The 18,521-nt window shown below is 62.8% G+C and carries 20 protein-coding genes; 14 read left to right on the top strand and 6 right to left on the bottom strand.

All coding sequences use genetic code 11. The features are described 5' to 3' along the window. The first annotated feature begins 3 nt into the window (after nucleotides 1–3). The 9 genes from QRN10_RS21030 (at nucleotide 4) to QRN10_RS20990 (ending at nucleotide 7,619) form a co-directional block, all read left to right on the top strand. Entirely contained in the window at nucleotides 4–435 is a 432-nt protein-coding gene (locus QRN10_RS21030; RefSeq protein WP_253508476.1) for a type II secretion system protein, read from the top strand. Next, nucleotides 432–788 carry a prepilin-type N-terminal cleavage/methylation domain-containing protein gene (locus QRN10_RS21025; protein WP_181081276.1) on the top strand — a complete coding sequence of 119 codons (357 nt, stop codon included), beginning with the start codon at nucleotides 432–434 and terminating at the stop codon, nucleotides 786–788. The genes QRN10_RS21030 and QRN10_RS21025 overlap by 4 nt, the downstream gene beginning before the upstream one ends. Next, entirely contained in the window at nucleotides 785–1,414 is a 630-nt protein-coding gene (locus QRN10_RS21020) for a prepilin-type N-terminal cleavage/methylation domain-containing protein (protein WP_285429054.1), read from the top strand. Before QRN10_RS21025 ends, QRN10_RS21020 begins: the two co-directional genes overlap by 4 nt. Then, a complete protein-coding gene (locus tag QRN10_RS21015; RefSeq protein WP_285429053.1) occupies nucleotides 1,411–2,136 on the top strand; it encodes a type II secretion system protein GspK in 726 nt (241 codons plus the stop codon). Before QRN10_RS21020 ends, QRN10_RS21015 begins: the two co-directional genes overlap by 4 nt. Then, nucleotides 2,133–3,176 carry a PilN domain-containing protein gene (locus QRN10_RS21010; protein ID WP_181081279.1) on the top strand — a complete coding sequence of 348 codons (1,044 nt, stop codon included), beginning with the start codon at nucleotides 2,133–2,135 and terminating at the stop codon, nucleotides 3,174–3,176. The genes QRN10_RS21015 and QRN10_RS21010 overlap by 4 nt, the downstream gene beginning before the upstream one ends. After that, nucleotides 3,151–3,762, top strand: coding sequence for a type II secretion system protein GspM (gene gspM / locus QRN10_RS21005; RefSeq protein ID WP_181081280.1), 612 nt, complete (start codon nucleotides 3,151–3,153; stop codon nucleotides 3,760–3,762). Before QRN10_RS21010 ends, gspM begins: the two co-directional genes overlap by 26 nt. After that, nucleotides 3,759–4,283, top strand: coding sequence for a general secretion pathway protein GspN (locus tag QRN10_RS21000; protein ID WP_285429051.1), 525 nt, complete (start codon nucleotides 3,759–3,761; stop codon nucleotides 4,281–4,283). Before gspM ends, QRN10_RS21000 begins: the two co-directional genes overlap by 4 nt. Beyond that, complete coding sequence (gene gspD, locus QRN10_RS20995; protein WP_285429050.1) at nucleotides 4,280–6,499, top strand: type II secretion system secretin GspD; 2,220 nt, start codon at nucleotides 4,280–4,282, stop codon at nucleotides 6,497–6,499. Before QRN10_RS21000 ends, gspD begins: the two co-directional genes overlap by 4 nt. Before the next feature lie 784 nt (nucleotides 6,500–7,283). Then, entirely contained in the window at nucleotides 7,284–7,619 is a 336-nt protein-coding gene (locus QRN10_RS20990; protein WP_266246081.1) for a DUF6124 family protein, read from the top strand. Nucleotides 7,620–7,693: 74 nt separating this feature from the next. Here the strand turns inward: QRN10_RS20990 and QRN10_RS20985 are convergent, their stop codons facing one another. Genes QRN10_RS20985 through ssp4 form a run of 3 tightly spaced genes read right to left on the bottom strand, consistent with a single transcriptional unit; the run spans nucleotide 7,694 to nucleotide 10,345 of the window. Beyond that, the gene (locus QRN10_RS20985; protein ID WP_285429049.1) at nucleotides 7,694–8,836 is read right to left on the bottom strand and encodes a hypothetical protein; all 1,143 of its coding nucleotides are present in this window, start codon (nucleotides 8,834–8,836) and stop codon (nucleotides 7,694–7,696) included. Nucleotides 8,837–8,861: 25 nt separating this feature from the next. Further along, nucleotides 8,862–9,434, bottom strand: coding sequence for a hypothetical protein (locus QRN10_RS20980; protein ID WP_285429048.1), 573 nt, complete (start codon nucleotides 9,432–9,434; stop codon nucleotides 8,862–8,864). Further along, nucleotides 9,431–10,345 (bottom strand): Ssp4 family T6SS effector, encoded by a 915-nt coding sequence (ssp4, locus tag QRN10_RS20975; RefSeq protein WP_285429047.1) that lies wholly within the window; start codon nucleotides 10,343–10,345, stop codon nucleotides 9,431–9,433. The genes QRN10_RS20980 and ssp4 overlap by 4 nt, the downstream gene beginning before the upstream one ends. A gap of 187 nt (nucleotides 10,346–10,532) precedes the next feature. Here ssp4 and QRN10_RS20970 point away from each other — a divergent pair, with 187 nt between their 5' ends. Then, nucleotides 10,533–11,021: an Hcp family type VI secretion system effector gene (locus QRN10_RS20970; RefSeq protein WP_181081288.1), complete on the top strand. Its 489-nt coding sequence runs from the start codon at nucleotides 10,533–10,535 to the stop codon at nucleotides 11,019–11,021. 98 nt (nucleotides 11,022–11,119) lie between these two features. Here the strand turns inward: QRN10_RS20970 and QRN10_RS20965 are convergent, their stop codons facing one another. Both QRN10_RS20965 and QRN10_RS20960 read right to left on the bottom strand, forming a co-directional pair. Beyond that, complete coding sequence (locus QRN10_RS20965) at nucleotides 11,120–12,328, bottom strand: DUF1835 domain-containing protein (protein WP_285429045.1); 1,209 nt, start codon at nucleotides 12,326–12,328, stop codon at nucleotides 11,120–11,122. 181 nt (nucleotides 12,329–12,509) lie between these two features. Continuing rightward, the gene (locus tag QRN10_RS20960) at nucleotides 12,510–13,586 is read right to left on the bottom strand and encodes an aldo/keto reductase (protein WP_285429044.1); all 1,077 of its coding nucleotides are present in this window, start codon (nucleotides 13,584–13,586) and stop codon (nucleotides 12,510–12,512) included. A 258-nt stretch (nucleotides 13,587–13,844) separates the two neighbouring features. Between QRN10_RS20960 and QRN10_RS20955 the strand changes: the two genes are divergently transcribed. The 4 genes from QRN10_RS20955 to QRN10_RS20940 all read left to right on the top strand — a co-directional run bounded on the left by QRN10_RS20955 (nucleotide 13,845) and on the right by QRN10_RS20940 (nucleotide 17,278). Continuing rightward, nucleotides 13,845–14,477 (top strand): glutathione S-transferase family protein, encoded by a 633-nt coding sequence (locus QRN10_RS20955; protein ID WP_285429043.1) that lies wholly within the window; start codon nucleotides 13,845–13,847, stop codon nucleotides 14,475–14,477. Between the two features lie 9 nt (nucleotides 14,478–14,486). Continuing rightward, nucleotides 14,487–15,407, top strand: a complete 921-nt coding sequence (locus QRN10_RS20950; protein ID WP_285429042.1) for a LysR family transcriptional regulator — start codon at nucleotides 14,487–14,489, stop codon at nucleotides 15,405–15,407. Then, nucleotides 15,407–16,273 carry a LysR family transcriptional regulator gene (locus QRN10_RS20945; RefSeq protein WP_253508446.1) on the top strand — a complete coding sequence of 289 codons (867 nt, stop codon included), beginning with the start codon at nucleotides 15,407–15,409 and terminating at the stop codon, nucleotides 16,271–16,273. The genes QRN10_RS20950 and QRN10_RS20945 overlap by 1 nt, the downstream gene beginning before the upstream one ends. A gap of 78 nt (nucleotides 16,274–16,351) precedes the next feature. Then, on the top strand, nucleotides 16,352–17,278 hold the full coding sequence (locus QRN10_RS20940; RefSeq protein ID WP_285429041.1) for a pyridoxamine 5'-phosphate oxidase family protein: 927 nt from the start codon (nucleotides 16,352–16,354) through the stop codon (nucleotides 17,276–17,278). 28 nt (nucleotides 17,279–17,306) lie between these two features. Here the strand turns inward: QRN10_RS20940 and QRN10_RS20935 are convergent, their stop codons facing one another. Next, nucleotides 17,307–18,137, bottom strand: a complete 831-nt coding sequence (locus QRN10_RS20935) for a helix-turn-helix transcriptional regulator (RefSeq protein WP_253508442.1) — start codon at nucleotides 18,135–18,137, stop codon at nucleotides 17,307–17,309. Nucleotides 18,138–18,521 lie beyond the last annotated feature (384 nt).

Here is an 18,521-nt window from a genome sequence, read left to right as displayed (position 1 = left end):
TCCATGCCCACCCGCCAACGCGGCTTTACCCTGCTGGAAATGCTGGTGGTGATCGTGCTGATCAGCCTGGCGGCCGGCCTGGTAGGGTTTGGTCTGCAACAAGGCCTACGCGCGGCGAAGGAACGCCAGGTAGTGGGGCAGATGGTTGAAGCGCTGCGCAGCACACGGGCGCGGGCGATTGTCAGTGGCGCCACGCAACGTACATTGTTCGACCTGAAAACACTCCGTTTCCAGGCCCCGGATCGCCCGCCAAAACACTGGCCCGCCGACCTGCAAGTGACCCTCCACACCGCCGAGCAGGCCGGCTCCGCGATTGAGTTCTACCCCGACGGCAGCTCCACCGGCGGCCACCTGCTGCTGGCCCACGGCACGCGGCGTTGGCGCATCGACGTCGGCTGGCTGACCGGCAGCGTGCTATCCAAGGCGTTGCCATGAAAAACCAGGGCGGTTTCACCTTGCTGGAAATGCTCGCCGCGCTGCTGCTGATGGCCCTGTGCAGCACGGTGCTGCTGGTCGCCTTTGGCCAAAGCGCCCGTTCACTGCTGCAAGTGACCCACAGCGACCGCCTCAGCCACGCCGCCCTCAGCGTGATGGACCAGGAAGCCTCCGGGCCCCTCGCCAACGGTGTGCGCCAGGGCGAACTGGACGGCATCGCCTGGCAGTTGCGCATCGCCCAGCAACCCGGTCGCCCCGGCCAGCCGCACCTGTTCCGCCTCGACCTGAGCGTTCGCGAAGGCTCGCGCAGCGCGCAATTCAGCACCCTGAAATTACGCGGGGCGAGCCTGTGAACACGCGACAACAGGGCTTTACCTTGCTGGAAATCCTCATCGTCATCAGCTTGCTGGGGGTGCTGCTGGTGCTGGTCGGCGGTGCGCTGCTGGGAGCGAATCGAGCGGTGCTCAAGGCGCAGCGGTATACGGTGAGCCTGGATGAAATGCGCGCGGCGCAGCAATTTTTGCGCAGCTCGATCAGCGAGGCGCTGCCCCTGGACGTCACCGAGGATGACAGCCAGACCGACGGTTTTTTCATCGGCAGCGCCCAGCGCATGCAATTTGTCGCGACCTTGCCCGGCGTGCTCGGCGGCGGCATCCAGCGGTTCACCTTGCAACTGACCGCGGGCGCGGCGCCGCGTGATTTGCAGGTGACGTTCGCGCGGGTTGAAACGCCGGCCCAGGTCAGCGTGCCGGCGTCACGCGGCGAGCCCCAGGTGCTGCTCAGCGATGTCGAGGACTTGCAATTGAGCTATCGCGGCCTGTCGCCCACGGGCCAGCCCACCGGCTGGATCAGTGCCTGGCCGTGGTCGCGGCGGCTGCCCCAGACGGTGCGTATTGCCGCGCAGGTCAACGGGCCGGTGCCGTGGGTAACCCAAGTGATTGCGCTGCGCCTGAACCTGTCCAGCGGAGCCCCGGAATGATCCGCCATCAGCGCGGCGTCGCGTTGCTGCTGGTGCTGTGGGTGCTGGCCTTGCTCAGCCTGCTGCTGGTTGGCCTGGCCGGCTGGGTGCAGTTGCAGACGCGTCAGGCGGCGTGGCATCGCCAGCACACCCAGGCGGTGCTGGCCGCCGAAGCGGGGATTGCCCTGGCGATGCAGGCGTTCGCCGACCCGCTGCAGCGCAAACAGTGGATCGCCGATGGGCGCGAAATCCCACTGGTGTTCGACGATGCGCAATTGCGCGTCAGCCTGCGCAGCGAGCGCGGCAAGTTGTATTTGAACAGCGCCGAGGTGGCCGATTTTGCCCGCCTGGCCCTGGCCTGCGGGGCCAGCCAGGCCCAGGCCAACCAGATGGCGCGAGCCCTGGAGACCCGTCGCAACCAGGGCCTGGCGCCGTTTCGCGTGGTTGAAGAAGTACGTCAGTTGCCGGGCATGACCCAGGCGCTGTACAGCGCGCTGGCCCCCGAGATCAGCCTGTGGAGCGGCCTGGACCGGCCCGATGCGGCCTTCGCCAGCGCCCTGATGCGCCGTGCCTTGAACCTGCCGCCCCTGAGTGCGGTGGGCGCCGACCCCGGCGAGGTGCTGGTGATCGACAGCCACGCCGAACGGCCCGGCGGCTACCACGCCCGGTTGCAGGCCACCGTGTTATTGAGCCCCGCGCAAGGCAGCGCGCAACCTTATCGAGTACTCCGTTGGCAAGAATGAATGACTACCTCGCGGCGCGCGTGCGTCCGCTCACGGCGCCTATCGCCCAGCGCTGGCGTGGCAGCCTGTTGCAACAGGGCTGGCGGCTGTGGCTCAAGGAACTGCGCGGCTGCCTGCCGCGCTGGTTGTTGCTGCACGATATTGCGGACCGGCTCTACCACTGGCCGCTGACCGCCGCCGTACCGCCCGTGGTGGGCGAGGTGCGCCAGGTGCTGGTGCTGACTGCGCAAACGGTGCTGATACAAACCCTGCGGCTGCCGCCGGCCGCCGCGCGCAACCTGTCTACCGTGGTCGGCTACGAACTGGATCGCTTCACCCCGTTCGAGGCGGCGCAACTTTATTTCGTCGTTCGCCAGGAGCGGCGCACGCCAGCCTATGTAGAAGTAACGCTGATAGCCGTTCTGCGCGAGCGTCTGGACCAGATCCTCGCCGACTGCGCCGATCTGGGGCTGCGGCCCCATGCGGTGGATGTGCAGGACGCCACGGGCAACGCCCTTGGTGTAGACCTGTTGCCGCTGCCGTTGCGCCGCCGTCAGCGCCCGCCCGGAAAGGGCCTGCAACGCAGCCTGCCGTGGTTGTGCGGCGCCTTGATGATCGGTGCCATGCTGCTGTGGCTCGACGACCGCCAGCGGGTTTTGGAGGCCATGCAGCAGAGTGTGCGCGAGCAAAAAAACCAGGTGGCCGAAATTCAGGCGCTGCGCCAGCAACTGCTCAATACCCGGGGCGCCGCGCAATACCTGATTCGCCGCAAAATGGCGCAACCGCCGCTGTCGGCGCTGCTCAATGAACTGACCGCGTGCCTGCCGCCCGACACCTGGCTCGATCAGTTGGAAGTCAACGACGGCGCCGAGGTGTCCTTCTCCGGGCAAAGCGCCAAGGCCAGCGCGCTGATCACCCGAATCAAAGGTTGCCGCAGCCTGGAAAACGCCCAGTTCGAAGGGGTGATTCAACCCGATGCGCAAACCGGCAAGGATCAGTTTTCCTTGCGCGCCCACCTGCACCAGGAGGCCGCTGATGCGCCGACCGCTGACACCCCGTGAACGCCGTGGCGCCGCCCTGATCGGCCTGGCCGTGGTGCTCGGAGCCGTCTACTGGCTGTTGATCGACAGCTGGTTCGCCGGGCCCTTGCGCGCCATGAGCGAGCAGGCCGAGCAGCTGCGTGAGCAACAGCAACGCTACGCCGGCGTGCTTCGCCAGGGCGACAGCCTGCGTCAACAATTGGAGCAGGCGCGCCAGGACCCGGCCAGCAGCACCAGCCTGTTGCCGGGCGATGACCCCAGCGCGGTCGCCGCCGACCTGATGCAACGCATCGCCGACCTGATCAACAGCCGCGCCACGGTCGGCGGCGGTTGCAGCCTGACCCAGCGCATGCCGATCACCCCTCAACAGGACGACAGCGAGCCCTATCGCCAGGTCAAGGTCAGCCTCACGCTCAACTGCGCCATCGAGCCGTTGACCGCGATTGTGCATGAGCTGGAATATCAGCGGCCGTTTCTGTTCGTCGATGAAATGAGCATCCGCCGCGCGCCGAACGCGCCGGTCAGTGGCGGTGCCGGCAAGCTGGTGGTGCACCTGTTGGTGCGCGGCTACCTGCAACCGGCGGGCGCGCGGCAGGTGCAGCCATGATCAGTGCACTGCGCCCCGTTGAATGGCTCCTGCTTGGCGTTGCCGCGGTGTTGAGCCTGCTGATGGTCGGCATTCTCAGCAGCATCGGCGACGCGCCCGAATGGCTGCCGGCGCCTGCGCCCGATGCGCGCACCCAGGCAGCGGCCAAGGTGCTGAATGCACCGAGTGCCAGCCTCGACAGCCTGGCCGGAACCTGGCAGGCGCCGCTGTTCAGCCCGGATCGCAGCCCCGACCGCGCCGTCGGCCAGGCGGGTGTGTCCGACCTGTCGAGCCTGGTGCTGACCGGCATCATCCTGGACGGCAACGTACAGGTGGCGCTGCTCAAGCGCGCGGACGGCCCGCCGCTCAAAGTCCACCAGGGCCAGACTTTGCCCAACGGCTGGCGGCTCGAACAGCTGACCGCCCGCGACGCCCGTTTTGTGCTGGATGGCCGCACGCACACCCTGAGCCTGAATACCCCGCGTTTGCCGCCACCGTCCACCACGCCCCCGATTATCCTTCCTCACGAGTCCACCCCTTGATCGATACTTTCCCTGGCGCTTTGCGCACCACTGCGTTTTGCCTGGCCACCGCCGTCACCCTCGGTGGCTGCGGGACCTTTCCCGAGCACCTGGATGCCGACCCGGCGCTGTTGCACGAGGCGGTGCAAGGCACCGGTTCGCAACGCCCGCCGGTGGCCCCGGCGGCTGAACAGGCACCGCTCGACAGCACCCAGCCCAGCGCGAAGACCCCGCCCCAGCGTCAACTGATCCGTGGCAATCAGTCCTTCGTCCGCCCGCCAAGTGCGGCGCCCGCCGGCCGCGAGGAGGGCGGGGGTGACATCGTGTTCAACTTCGCCGACCAGCCCATTGAAGCGGTGATTAACAGCGTGATGGGCGACCTGTTGCACGAGAACTACAGCATCGCCCAGGGCGTGAAAGGCAACGTCAGTTTTTCCACCTCCAAACCGGTGAATAAGCAGCAGGCCTTGTCGATCCTCGAAACCCTGCTGTCCTGGACCGATAACGCCATGATCCGGCAAGGCAACCGCTACGTGATCCTGCCGGCCAACCAGGCGGTGGCGGGCAAGCTGGTGCCGCAGATGCGCGTGGCCCAGCCGTCCAGCGGTTTGTCGGCGCGCCTATTTCCGCTGCGCTATATCTCGGCCACCGAGATGCAGAAACTGCTCAAACCGTTCGCCCGCGAAAATGCATTCTTGCTGGTGGACCCGGCGCGCAATGTGCTGAGCCTGGCCGGCACTCCGGAAGAGTTGGCCAACTACCAGGACACCATCGACACCTTCGATGTGGACTGGCTCAAAGGTATGTCGGTGGGCGTGTTCGGCCTGCAACGCGCCTCGGTGGCCGAGCTGATGCCCGAGCTGCAAAAGATGTTCGGCCCCGACAGCGGCATGCCGTTGGCGGGCATGGTGCGGTTCCTGCCGATCGAACGGACCAACTCGGTGGTGGCGATTTCCTCGCAACCGCAGTATCTCAGCGAAGTCGGTGACTGGATCCACACCATCGACGAGGGCGGCGGCAACGAGCCGCAGATGTACGTGTATGACGTGCGCAACATGAAGGCCACCGACCTGGCCAAGTACCTGCGGCAGATCTACGGCACCGGCGCGATCAAGGACGACGCGCCGGCCAAGGTCGCCCCCGGTTTGCGCACCGCGACCTTGTCCTCGCCGGGCACCAACAGCACCTCCGGCAGCACGCCCGGCGGCCTGAGCAACAACCTCAATGGCAACCAACCCGCCGCAGAAGAAGAGGAGCAGGAGCCCGAAGCCGAGCAGGACAACGCCGAGCAGGTCACCAGCGAAGACGCCCCGGCCAAAAGCCTCGACGCCGGTACCCGCATCACCGCGCAAAAGAGCAGTAACCAACTGCTGGTGCGCACGCGCCCGGTGCAGTGGAAAGAGATCGAATCGGCGATCAAGCGCCTCGATAACCCGCCGCTGCAAGTGCAGATCGAGACGCGCATCCTCGAAGTCAAACTCACCGGCGAACTGGACCTGGGCGTGCAGTGGTACCTGGGACGCCTGGCCGGTAATTCCACCAGCACCACCGTGGCCAACGCCGCCGGCAGCCAGGGTGCGCTGGGCGGTGGCGGGGCAGGGCTGGGGGCGACGGATTCATTGTTCTATTCCTTCGTCAGCTCCAACCTGCAGGTGGCGCTGCACGCTCTGGAAACCAACGGTCGCACCCAAGTGCTGTCGGCACCGTCGCTGGTGGTGATGAATAACCAGCCGGCGCAGATCCAGGTGGGCGACAACATCCCCATCAGCCAGACCACGGTGAATACCGGCACCTCCGATACCACCTTGAGCAGTGTTGAATATGTGCAGACCGGCGTGATCCTCGACGTAGTGCCGCGAATCAATCCGGGTGGCCTGGTGTACATGGATATCCAGCAGCAGGTCAGCGATGCCCAGGACCAGACGAGCAATGGCGACACGCAAAACAATCCACGCATCTCCACGCGCTCGGTATCGACCCAGGTGGCGGTGCAGAGTGGGCAGACGGTATTGCTCGGAGGGCTGATCAAGCAGGACAACGCCGAGAGTGTCAGTGCAGTGCCTTACCTCGGGAAAATTCCGGGGTTGCGCTGGCTGTTCGGCAACACCAGCAAATCCAAGGACCGCACCGAACTGATCGTGTTGATCACGCCAAGGGTCATCACCAGCAGCAGCCAGGCAAGGCAGGTGACGGATGATTATCGCCAGCAGATGCAGTTGCTGCGGCCGGCTCAATAAACCAGGGCACAGGAATGCGGTCGACTGAAATGGCTTATGCAAGATTCCAGTGGTTTGCGAGCCTCGTCTTTACTGCTCAATCCATTGAACACAGTCGTACACAAACGCAGGGCTTAAAAAACCATCGCCCGTCTTACCGGACGCGAAAATTGATCCTTGTCGGGGAGTTGACGTCTCGCCACTGCACGGCCGGAAAGTCGGTCAACGGGCTGCTCCCCACCGTATAGATCAGCGGTTTCCAGGGCGCCATGCGTGAGTCAGAAGGGTGTTCGGACGCCAGTCGATTGCGTTAAGGAAACCCGCCGGCGTGCCATTCGCTACGCCGATCTGCCACTTCACGCGGCCCTGCGGCAACTGTGCACTCAGCGTTACTTGCGCGCGCGTGCCCGGCATGATGTCGACAGTCCCTCGCGCCACTTCCAGTTCGTTCTGATAGAGCGTGGTTCGGCAAACACGGGTTTGGATCTCCACAAGACGCTATTGTTGATCTCGGACTTTTCCGACAAGGCTTTCAGGTTGTCGCTCGGAACTGCGCTGACTAACCTCCTGACCGTCGCTGCCAATTCAGCGACCGGATTTGACCGTCCGCCTCGTAGTGCTCCTTTGCCAACACCGATTCAGGCGTTTTTTTCACGTCTGTTGTATCGTGTCGCGGCAGCTGTACGCGGGATACCTTAGGGTATGCCGGAGTTCCTACGAGCCGGTCGGTCAACCCGCGTATAGCTGCCACCCTATTTCGTTTGACCGCGAATCGTGACGGCTCCATTCTCGTAGGAGTTCCACCATGATTAAAGACAGTCCAAACCCCCCAGGCCCTCAAGACTTCGACTCCAGCACCCTGCACGACGTGGCCTACCGTGCGATCAACCATTACCTGAACCCTGAAAAACCAACACCCGAACCCAGCGACGGGCTCTTCACCCTGCGCGCTGACCTGGACACGGAAACCTTGCTGGTCAACGCCTCCCAGGACTTGGCTTCCATCAACGAAATCGCCGCCCACCTCGCCTTCGAAATTGACGGGGCTCAGCGCAATGTAGCGTTGGGCCTATGCCGAATGCTCGAAGGTGTGCAACTGCTGGTGGACAAGGCGTTGGATAAAACCCACCCCGCCGCCTGAAGAGCAATGATGCCGCTCGCCACAGGTGGTTTATGTTGGCTCATGAAGGAACAGATCACCGGACTCTGCGCGTTCTACTTGTTGACCTCGCCGTGCATCGGCCACATCTGTTCCCGCTGCGTCTGCCCGACCCACACCATGCCATGCATGAAGGTATCGCGCTCCTCGGGCGTGGTCAGCGGGAAGTTGGCGTATTGGGTGTGCGCCATGACCCGCAACTCCTCGAACCAGGCCTGTTTTTGCTGCTCGTCGCTGAAGGCCTGCCCCTCCAGAACATGGGTGGGCATCATCGTGGTCAGGTCCAGCGGCAGCGCGTCACGGGTGCTGAGGCGTGCGTTGATGTTTGACGTGCAAATCTCCACCGTAAGACCGGTGATACCCCTGGCCAGTAGCTTTTTCAGCGGTTTGATCTTGTGATGTGCAGCGAAGTTCGTGGACTTGAGCAAGGTGTTGTAGTGCGGTTTGAAATGGTTGATCAGCGCCGCTTCCGCCAAGGTGATCACCTCATCGCGGTTCAGTCGCACTGAGCGCAGCCGCTCGAAGTGCGCGTGCTCCTCCTGCTCGCTGGCAAGTGGGTCGAGGTTGAGGTCGCCGCCATTGCTGATCATTGTCCGCCCGTATTCGAAGCGATACAGCAGCAGCGAAATCTCCAGCTCCGGGTGGTTGGTCGAGGCCTCGGCCAAGATGCGTTGCAAGGTGGTGTGGTTGAGCAAACGGTCGACAGCGCTACGCGAATTGACTCGGCCGATACCCTGGCCGACGTACAGCACGTCCATATCCCGGTGGTCGGCTTCAAGCGCACTGCTGGCGCTCGCGACCAAGATATGCGCGGCGGTGGTGACCTGTCGTGAGGCAGTAATGATCTGCAAATGCGTGCCGTTTGGCGCAACGGTTACTTGTTCAATGGCATCGTGATCGTCCGGTGTGATCGGCGGGATGTCATAGCGAAAAGGCACGGACTGCACCCCCAGCTCGTCCATCACCAGGAAACTGCCGTGGAGTGTGCGGTCGAGCAATTGAACGTCGTAGGGGTTGATCAGCACCCGGCGCCGCGCGGTGATGAGGTAGATATTACTGCCTGCAATCAGCTCGCGGTAACGGGCATCATCCTTGGCCCGATACAGGTCGGCGGGGGTGAGCACCGAGGGCGGGCTGGAGTAGAGATGGGTGGCGCCTTCTGCGCTGAATTGGCGTAGGAGGGTGTTGATGTTCTGCATGGCTTGTCCTTGTTTGTGAGTGGGATTACCACCATTTCCAGCGGCCTTGTTTTTTCAGGGTCGCGATGATGTCTTCGCGCTTGTGGCGGATGTCTACCATCTTGTGGCGCAGTTCGCGGCAGCGATTGCTGTTGAGGATCAACAGGCCGGTCAAGGGGCAGAGCAGGCAGATGGCGTAAAGGTAAGTGTTGGGGCGGTAGGCGAGGGTGGGAAGTGCTACCAACAGGCAGATGAGGTATATCGCGACGTTTATCCAGACCCAATGGATGCGGCCGTAGAGCACTTCAATTTGCGCAATGGAAAACACCGCGCTTATCGCTACTCCGCCAAAAAACCAATTACGCAACGTAGAAGCTTCTGGGGCTTCTGAAAGATAGGTAACCATTATCAGGACGCCAGTCAGGGCAATGCTAAAACACCCGGCAAGCATCCATCCTCCGATGACTGGCATGTAACGTTTACGCCACGGTCGTGGGTCTTCTATATAAAAAATAGAGTAAAAAAGATCCTTTCCACTCATCGTTTTCCAGTCAGGCAAGCTAACGCTGGTGTCATGGCCCAACTTCTCCAGGGTCTTTAGCGCTCTTTGCTTTTTCATTGATCGAACTCCTCATATAGACCGACAGTGAGCGTACGAACATTGCCTGACATCGCGCTGCTCATGAACCCTGAGGTCGCAGCCAATGAATCTCTTATGTGATTGATGGTGGCTTGTTTCATTTGTGCTGCACTGATGCGTTTGCTGGTGGTGCCTGCGGCTTGTTTTAGTTTGAGCAGTTTCGTTGTCAGTCGCGGGTCCTGGATTCTGAGCAGCGCATCATTGAGCTTTACTCTTTCTTGCCGGGTAAGCCCTCTCAACACTTGCTGAATGGGTTTTCCCGTTACCTTCGTACTTAAATTGATAGTTTTTACTGTCGTTAAGGCAGATGTAGCGACTCCCAGCAATGCGATACTGTCCAGTGCAGCGACTGCGGCTTGATACCAATCCTCGCTGTCGAGACGGTCAATAGTCTGCGGGCTGAATGCTTCAACACCGGTTCTGCCTAATCCGATGAGACATTGCGCAGAGCTGGCCACAGCAGCTGCTTTGCCAACGAAGGAAATCACCACACTTGCCCCCGCAGTGAACGGCATAAACGCAACTCCGCTCCAGACCACCACCCAACTCAGTATCGCCCCCGCACACGTCACCGCCGTATTCAACGCTTCACTCACCAACCGCGATTCCCGCGGCTCATGCTCCAACATCCGCTTGAACTCCACCGGCCCTACATAGCGAGGCGCCTCACGCAACACCACCTTAATGGGCTGCACACTGCAAATCGCCTGGAACTCACGCAGCGTGACCACGTTGAAGCCCTCATCGATATACACCACGCCCGCACCAATCAGCGCCGGATCGCTGTCGATGGCGAAGAACAGTCGACGCAGGTCGATGCTGTTTTCAATACGTTGGCGGGTAGTGTGGTGGGCCGAGGGAAATCCATCCTTGAGCAGGGCGGTTGTCATTCCTTAACTCCTGGGTTTTTGGGGAGTCGAGAGAGTAAAGACGCAGCAGCGCAAATTAATGTCGGACGTTTCGTCTTTTCAAGACGGGCACTTCCCGATCCAGCTTTACCATCTTGTGAGCGCCGTCTCGATTCGGGAACAGTGCGCCCCACGTCACTCCCGACGAACAACAGGACAAGGAACCAACATGGCAGTCGATATGTTTTTGAAACTGGGCGATATCAAGGGTGAATCACGGGACCAGGCCCATCGCGACGAGATTGATATCACCGAATGGGCGTGGGGGCTGTCGCAGACCGGGTCAATGCATTCAGGCACCGGAGGGGGCACGGGCAAGGTCAACATTGCCAACCTGAACCTGAAAAAGCCGCTGGATAAATCCAGCCCTAACCTGATGATGGCCTGCGCCAGCGGCAAGCATTATCCCGAAGCACGATTGGTGGTGCGCAAAGCGGGCGGTTCCAGCCCAGTGGAGTATCTGGTGATCACCCTGAAGGAAGTGATGGTGGTGTCCTACGGCACCGGTGCCAATAATCAGGACGATGTGCTCTTCGACAGCATCGCCTTGAATTTCGCTACCGTTGACGTCAGCTACCAAGCTCAGAAAGCCGATGGTGCCAAGGAGGGTGGGCCCGTGAGGTTCGGCTGGAATATCCGGCAGAACGTAAAGGCCTAAAGTCGCTCTCATAGCGGCGAAGCACGGGCGGGTTGATGAAAATCAATCCCCACGTGGTTGGGTACGCCGCGTCCTCGCACCTTTTCAGCCGCCTCGTTTTAGGACGTCCTCCACATCGGCCGCAGCGCCTGGTCAATCGCCCAATGCGGCTCGCCGGGGCGGATGCAGGTGCCGCCCACCCAGCGTGCGTGAGAGGCATGTTCGGGCCAATACGCTTGACCACTGAGCACCTGACGGCCCAGGGGCGTCAGGTCGAGTACGCGACGGGGCCATTCCAGTTGCGTTTCACTTTCCGTAAGCAAGGGTTGCTTGCCATCGATGAGCGGCCGTAACAGTGCGTGGAACATCATGTCCCCCAGAAACGGCAGCGGCTCGCGCTTGGCCATCAGCTCGGCGAATACCTGCCCGAAGGCCATGGGCCCGGTGTCGGCGAGGCAGGTCAGGGCCAGGCGCTCGGTCAGCGAAAGGCCGTCCTGGGCGCCCGGCAGTTCCTGCAATTGACGCAACAGTGCCGGGGCCAGCGAAGGCAGGGCGGGGTGATAGGTGTGTGCCAGTTGCGCCAGCTGGAGCGGTGACGGATTGCAATAGGCCGACCAGGCCTGCTTGGCCAGTTGCACCGCGTCGTCGTTGATCCGGCGCCGCTGTGGCCAGAGCCAGGCGAGCACATCCGGGGCCAATTGGCCAATGCCGATAAAGCGTTCGACGCCGGGAATGCGATCGACCTGGATCAATTCCAAGTGGCGCGGTGCTCGGTCCAGGCCTGCCAGGGCGCGAATCAGGAACAGTTGATCGTAGGCGTCCGCTTCGCACCACAGTACGCTCGGTGCATCGTCGGCCAGGGCGTGCAGGTGCTGGTATTCGTTGTCGACCCGCTGCGCCACGGTGGTCAGATCCATGGCAAAGGTCTGGCTGATGAAGGCGCTGCGCAGGGTACGAAATTCCTCGGCGGGCACGTCGCGTACCGGGCCCATGCACAGCGGATCGGTGAGCATACGGAACTGGCCCTGGAACCCGGCCAGTTGCAAGGTATGGGCGATGTCACTGCCGCAGCGCCAATGGGTGGTGCGGGCTTCGTCGCTGGCTTGGAAGTTGGGATGGCGCGCGGCGAAGTCGAGGGCGTCGACATGGGCCTTGAGTTTGGGCCAACTGCTGAAACCCAATTGTTTGGCGATTTGCCATTGGGCCTGGGACAAGGTTGCGTGAGCGTCGTGGGCTTTCAGGCGCGTCAGCAGTTCCTTGGCGCGCTTGCGCTGCTGCTCAAGGTTGAGGCGGCCATCGGTGGTGGAGGTAACGGGACGTTGCGACATACGAGCTCCTTGCGCTTACCTTTTCCGCTGTCAGGTGGGGAGTCGTAGAAATCGAGTGGGTGATGCGATGTCCTGGGCGCAGCCCTTTCCGCGGAAGGTGGCGTGGATCGCGCCAGGGCGCAAATATAGGCAGTGTGCCTGGCGATTGCAAGGCGGCCCTGGCGCGCAGGGCCGCTCTGGCTTACTTGTCCTGGCGCGCGTCCAGGGTCTTCTGGTGCTCGGCCAGGAACGGTTGCTCTGCCGGGTCGAAGCGGTCGATCCCGGCGGTGAAACGGTGCCAGTACGGGTACAACGGCTGGCGCCGCGTGGCGGCTTCGATGCGGGAGGATTGTTCCTCGCTGAGTTTCAACTCGGTGGCCGCCAGGTTGTCGCGCAGGTGTTCCTCGGTGCGCGCGCCGACGATCAACGAGGTGATGCCCGGACGATCCTTGAGCCACGCCAGGCACGTACGCGCCACTGAAACGCCGTGCTCATCGCCCACGGCGGCGAGGGTATCGATGATGTCCAGAGCGCGTTCCTGATCGTGCACATAGGGTTCCGGCCAATCGCTGCCTTGGCGGGTGTTGGCCGGCGGCTTGTGCCCACGGCGGGTCGAACCGGTCAGCAGGCCTTCGCCCATCGGTCCCCATACCAGGGTGCCTACGTGCTGATCGAGGGCCAGCGGCAGCAACTCATATTCGGCCTCGCGGGATTCCGGGGTGTAGTAGATCTGTTGCGTGATGGGTTTGAGCATGCCGTGCAACTCGGCTTTGCCCAGGGTTTTCATCATCTGCCAGGCCGTGAAGTTGCTGGTGCCGAAGTAGCGGATCTTGCCCGAGCCGACCAACAGCCGCAGGGCTTCGAGGGTCTCCTCGATGGGCGTCATGCCGTCCCAGTTGTGCAATTGATACAGGTCGATATGGTCGGTGCCGAGGCGCTTCAGGCTGGCCTCGCACGCGCGAATCAGGTGATAGCGCGAGGAACCGGAGTTGTTCGGGTTGTTGTCCACCGGGCTGCGCCCCTTGGTGGCCAACAGGATGTCGTGACGCTTGTCGCCCAGGGCTTTGCCCACGACTTCTTCGGCCAGGCCGTGGGAGTAGAGGTCGGCGGTGTCGACCATGTTCACCCCGGCGTCGAATGCGATGTCGAACATACGCCTGGCCTGGGGCACGTCGACGGCGCCACATTTTTCAAACTCGGCGCGCCCGCCGAACGGCACGGTGCCCAGGATGATTTCGGACACCAGCAGACCCGAATGGCCCAGTTGTCGATATTGCATGTCGCCTCCTGCAAAAACGTTGAACGTGAAGTTCTGAGCCATGGGGGCCGCGATAGTTTGAATTTTTTACCTGAAATCTCGGTGCCGCCCCTGTGGCGGTGGGGCAGCCAACGCCCTTCAACTGATTGACACCCTCACCACATAGGCGTGTGATTGTTTCGCAGGGTGAAATGCTCGATTGTGAATCGTGGTGATTCCTCCGGCGGCGGCAGCGCTGGAAGATGGTCAGCGTTGCCTACCCCACTTTTGGAGCCTGTCATGTCTCAGTCTGCGATCAAACTCTATGGTTTCCCGTTGTCCGGTCACTCCCATCGCGTGGAGTTGATGCTGTCGTTGTTGGGGCTGCCCAGTGAATTCATTCTGGTGGACCTCAAGCAAGGCGCTCATAAAACCGAGGAGTTCCTTGCCAATATCAACAGTTTCGGCCAGGTGCCGGCGATCGATGATGGCGGCACCGTGCTTGCCGACTCCAATGCAATTCTGGTGTACCTGGCAAGCCAATACGGCAACGGCCAATGGCTGCCGAGCGACCCGGTCGGCCAGGCGCGGGTTCAGCGCTGGCTGTCGGCGGCCGCCGGACCGCTGCACGCCGGACCTGCCACCGCGCGTTTGGCGGTGGTGTTTGGCGCCGATGTGGATGCGCCGTTGGCCATCAGCCGTGCCCACGCCTTGCTGCACCTGCTGGAGCAGCAACTAAGCCAGACGCCGTTTTTGGTCGGTGAGCAACCGAGCATCGCCGACGTCGCTTTTTACAGCTACGTGGCCCACGCGCCGGAAGGCAATGTGTCGCTGGCCGACTACCCTCAGGTACGCACCTGGCTCGGGCGCATTGAAGCCCTGCCGGGTTTTGTGGGCATGCCCCGCACGGCCGCCGGGCTGCAATCCAGTTAAGGAGCACCGATGGACCGATTTCACGAGATGCAGGTGTTTCTGGCGGTCGCCGAGGAGCAGGGCTTTGCCGCTGCGGCGCGGCGTTTGAACACGTCGCCGCCGAGCGTGACCCGCGCCATCGCCGCCATGGAGCAACGCCTCGGCACGCAGTTGCTGGCGCGTACCACCCGCAGCTTGCATCTGACTGAAGCCGGCCAGCGTTATCTGGAAGATTGCCGGCGCATCCTCGCCGAGCTGGACGAGGCCGAGGAAGCGGCGGCGGGCAGTTATGCCAACCCCTGGGGCCACCTCACGCTGACCGCCCCGGTGCTGTTCGGCGAGCTGTATGTGGCACCGCTGCTGGGTGAATATCTCGACCGCTTCCCCCAGGTGACGATCAACGCGCTGCTGGTCGACCGTGTGGTGAACATGGCCGATGAAGGCGTCGATGTGGCCGTGCGTATCGGCCACCTGCATGAGCCGGGGCAACAGGCGATCAAGGTTGGCGAGGTGCGCCGCGTGGTATGCGCCGCGCCGGGGTATCTGGATCAGCATGGCCGGCCCGACCATCCCGCGCAGTTGCGCGAGGCGACGATCGCCACCTCATCCGCCAGCCAGGTGGTCAGTGAATGGCAATTCGTCGACAACGGCCGGCCGCTGGCGGTATCGATCACGCCGCGGCTGGTGGTTTCGGCGAATAACGCGGCGATCAACCTGGCGCGCCTGGGCTGGGGGATGACGCGAGTGTTGTCCTACCAGGTCGCGGCGGGGGTGGCGGCCGGCGAACTGGAGATTGTCCTCGAGGCCTTCGAGCCGCCGCCACTGCCGATCCAAGTGGTGTTCCACAACCGTAGGCGCGTGCCCGCCAGGATCAACAGTTTTGTCGACTTTCTCAGCCAGCGCCTGAGCCAGGATGCTGCGTTGAACCCGCCCCACGGGCGTCGTCATTGATGGAGCGCTATCGCGATATGCAACTGTTCGTCGCGCTGGCCGGGCAACCGAGCCTGGCATCGGCGGCGCGCGCCCTTGGGGTCTCCGGCCCGACGCTGGTGCGCGCGATGGCCCGCCTGGAGGCGCGCCTGGGTGTCGCCCTGTTGCTGCGCAGTACGCAGGGCGTCCGCCTGACCAACGCCGGTGACGCCTACCTGGCCGACTGTGTGCGGCTGCTGGCCGCCGTCGACGCCGCCGAAGCATCGGCCAAGGGCTTGCAGATACAAGTCCAGGGCACCCTGCGGGTGTGCATGCCGCTGTTGTTCAGTCGTTATGCGATGGCGCCGGTGTTGGCCGGCTATTTGGTGCGCTACCCCGATGTGCGTCTGCTGGCGCGGTATCAGGACGCCCACCCTAACCTGCATGAAGAGGGCGTGGATGTGGCGATCCTGGTGGGCGAGCTGCCCAACTCGTCGCTGATCGCGCGGCCGCTCGGGCAGGTGCGGCCTATCCTCTGCGCCAGCCCCGATTACCTGGCCGTCCATGGCGAACCCCGGCACCCGGATGAACTCAAGCAGCATCGCCTGATCGCCAGTGCGGACCCGCAGGACCCCTTCAGGGCGCGCGCACGCCTGACGTGCTCCACGGTGCAAGGCGCGATCAACGCCGCCGTGCAGGGCGCGGGGCTGCTGCAGTGCCTCAGTTACCCGGTGCATGAGCATGTGCTCAGCGGAGCCCTGCGCCAGGTGCTGCGGGACTTCGAAGGGCCACCGCTGCCGGTGCAGGTGGTGTACCGCGAGGGCCGGCATGCGCCGATGCGCGTGCGCAGTTTTGTCGAGCACTGTGTGAGCGCGTTGCGCGGGCATCCGGCATTTCAGTTGGCGTAACAGTGGATTGCCGCAGGTGGTGATTCCCTCGTTGCGTGTCCGGGCGCAGCATTCACCTATTCCTGCTGGAGGTGACCCATGAACACTCTCGAACAATCCCCTTGGCACGCCGGCGAACGGCAGATGCAGCAGAGCGCCGGCGTCGCCGAGCGCATGGCGGTGATCGGGCCCAAGGTCATTCGCGACCACTTGCCCGAGCAGCATCGGGATTTCTACCCGCTGCTGCCATACCTCGTGCTCGGCGTGGTCGATGGGCAAGGCACGCCTTGGGCAACGCTCGTGGAGGGTGCGCCAGGCTTCGTACACTCGCCCGACCCGCAGCGCCTGCAGATCGACAGCCTGCCGTCGGCCACCGACCCTGCCCTCGCGGGGTTGCACCAGGGTGCCTCGGTCGGCGTGCTCGGCATCGACCTCAATACCCGTCGCCGCAACCGCATGAACGGGCGCCTCGGCGCCCTTGACCCTGACGGATTTTCGGTCGATGTGGTGCACACCTTCGGCAATTGCCCCAAGTACATCCAACTGCGCCCTGTCGAAGGCGTCGCGCGCAAACCCGGCAACGCGGTTGAGCGCAGCGATCACCTGGACGCCGCCGCGCAGCACCTGATTCGCAGTGCCGACACCTTCTTCGTCGCCACCTACGTGGACACCGACGGCGAGCGCGCGGTGGACGTTTCCCACCGGGGCGGCAACACCGGTTTCGTGCGCGTCGAGGGCAACGTGCTGACCATTCCCGATTACGCCGGCAACCTGTTCTTCAACACCCTGGGCAACCTGGCGGCCAACCCGCTGGCAGGACTGTTGTTTATCGATTTCGACACCGGGGATGTGCTGCAGCTTGCCGGACGCACCGCGCTGATCCTCGACGGCCCGCAGGTGGCGCTGTTTGAGGGAGCCCAGCGCGTGTGGACGGTGACGGTGGAACACGTCGCACGTCGCCCTGCCGCGCTGGCATTACGCTGGCGGTTTGCGGAATTTTCGCCGTTCAGTCTGGCGATGGGATGACCGCTCTTGCGGCAAGCCGCGCCACGCCTTACCCCGTACCGTATCCAGACTCACCGGTGCCGATCATCCACTTGGCCAGACCATGCCGGCCACTCACGCCCAGTTTGGCGGCGGCGCGTTTGAGGTAGGTTTCGATCGAGCTGTTTTTCACGCTGAGTTTTTCCGCCAGCTGCGGCACGGTGCCGCCCGTTAACAAACCCAGGCATACCTCTTGCTCGCGCGCCGACAGACTGATGTCGTCCAGGGACAGGCGCTGGTAGAACGCCTGCTGCAGGTGCGAGGGCTGCGACAGCGCGAGGCCCGGTTCGGGCGGGGGGCACGGTGCCTGGCGCAGCAGGTGGGCGTGGTGTTCGAGCAACGGCAGCAAGGTCTCGGACAGGCGCTTGAGAAACGACAACTGGCTCAAGGAAAACCCACGTTCGGTGCACGGGCGGGAGAACGATATCACCCAGCGCCTGTCGCCCTGGCGTGACACCAGGTGGCACTGGTGCAGGTTGTCCCAGGGTTGCGGGCTGTTGAGCCTGGCGTTCATTTGAATCAGCAGCGGGTCCTGCATGTCGAGCATGGCTCGCCACAGCGGGTGGTCTGGGCCCGAAGGCAAGCGTAAGGGGCGTGCGGGATGCTGGCCGGCGCTGCCCAGCCGCTTGATATCGATGACGCGTTCGTGCGGTTCATCCAGGGTGCATTCACTGAGATCGACGCAGTGGATCGGCACCCATTTGTTCACCAGATGCAGCAGGTGCTCGGCGAACCGGGCGTGCCCGCTATGGGCAATGACCTCGCCCAGTTCTGCGTAAAACGGCGTGTTCTCAGGTTGGCTGGTCGGGGGCGCGGCCCGCTGTGTGTCGAGATCGGGCACCGTTAATGGCCACCCTGAGGCCTTGCCGCCGCTCTGCGCTGTAGAGAGCGGGGTAGACGTTGGAGATTTGGTTGACCCATAAAAACCTGATCCTAAATATCCAGCTGAAAGGAGGTACACAACGTGCCATAAAAACCACGTCATTAATTGGACGTTTCTGACGGTCCTTTCCGGATAGGAATCAGCGAACGAGTCTGGATGTATTGATTAACTGTTTGAAAATAATAGATAAATGGTCAGATCACTGCGCACGTTGTGCACGTGGTGCGACTTATCGAGTAGGCAATTTCCTACAGGAATTTAATCGTTTCAGCCGTCAGGCTTCATGGATACCCGATCCATCCGTTTGGATGTTGCGGCCGGGAGGGGGAGTGCGCGAGCTGC

The sequence above is a fragment of the Pseudomonas sp. lyk4-R2A-8 genome (assembly GCF_030209095.1).
Taxonomy (GTDB): domain Bacteria; phylum Pseudomonadota; class Gammaproteobacteria; order Pseudomonadales; family Pseudomonadaceae; genus Aquipseudomonas; species Aquipseudomonas quebecensis.
This window is presented reverse-complemented; position numbering and strand designations above follow the sequence as displayed.

Coding starts and splice junctions, on each gene's coding strand:
- QRN10_RS21030 (WP_253508476.1), top strand. CDS start 4: ATGCCCACCCGCCAACGCGGCTTTACCCTGCTGGAAATGCTGGTGGTG.
- QRN10_RS21025 (WP_181081276.1), top strand. CDS start 432: ATGAAAAACCAGGGCGGTTTCACCTTGCTGGAAATGCTCGCCGCGCTG.
- QRN10_RS21015 (WP_285429053.1), top strand. CDS start 1,411: ATGATCCGCCATCAGCGCGGCGTCGCGTTGCTGCTGGTGCTGTGGGTG.
- QRN10_RS21010 (WP_181081279.1), top strand. CDS start 2,133: ATGAATGACTACCTCGCGGCGCGCGTGCGTCCGCTCACGGCGCCTATC.
- gspM (WP_181081280.1), top strand. CDS start 3,151: ATGCGCCGACCGCTGACACCCCGTGAACGCCGTGGCGCCGCCCTGATC.
- QRN10_RS21000 (WP_285429051.1), top strand. CDS start 3,759: ATGATCAGTGCACTGCGCCCCGTTGAATGGCTCCTGCTTGGCGTTGCC.
- QRN10_RS20990 (WP_266246081.1), top strand. CDS start 7,284: ATGATTAAAGACAGTCCAAACCCCCCAGGCCCTCAAGACTTCGACTCC.
- QRN10_RS20985 (WP_285429049.1), bottom strand. CDS start 8,836: ATGCAGAACATCAACACCCTCCTACGCCAATTCAGCGCAGAAGGCGCC.
- QRN10_RS20980 (WP_285429048.1), bottom strand. CDS start 9,434: ATGAAAAAGCAAAGAGCGCTAAAGACCCTGGAGAAGTTGGGCCATGAC.
- ssp4 (WP_285429047.1), bottom strand. CDS start 10,345: ATGACAACCGCCCTGCTCAAGGATGGATTTCCCTCGGCCCACCACACT.
- QRN10_RS20970 (WP_181081288.1), top strand. CDS start 10,533: ATGGCAGTCGATATGTTTTTGAAACTGGGCGATATCAAGGGTGAATCA.
- QRN10_RS20965 (WP_285429045.1), bottom strand. CDS start 12,328: ATGTCGCAACGTCCCGTTACCTCCACCACCGATGGCCGCCTCAACCTT.
- QRN10_RS20960 (WP_285429044.1), bottom strand. CDS start 13,586: ATGCAATATCGACAACTGGGCCATTCGGGTCTGCTGGTGTCCGAAATC.
- QRN10_RS20955 (WP_285429043.1), top strand. CDS start 13,845: ATGTCTCAGTCTGCGATCAAACTCTATGGTTTCCCGTTGTCCGGTCAC.
- QRN10_RS20950 (WP_285429042.1), top strand. CDS start 14,487: ATGGACCGATTTCACGAGATGCAGGTGTTTCTGGCGGTCGCCGAGGAG.
- QRN10_RS20945 (WP_253508446.1), top strand. CDS start 15,407: ATGGAGCGCTATCGCGATATGCAACTGTTCGTCGCGCTGGCCGGGCAA.
- QRN10_RS20940 (WP_285429041.1), top strand. CDS start 16,352: ATGAACACTCTCGAACAATCCCCTTGGCACGCCGGCGAACGGCAGATG.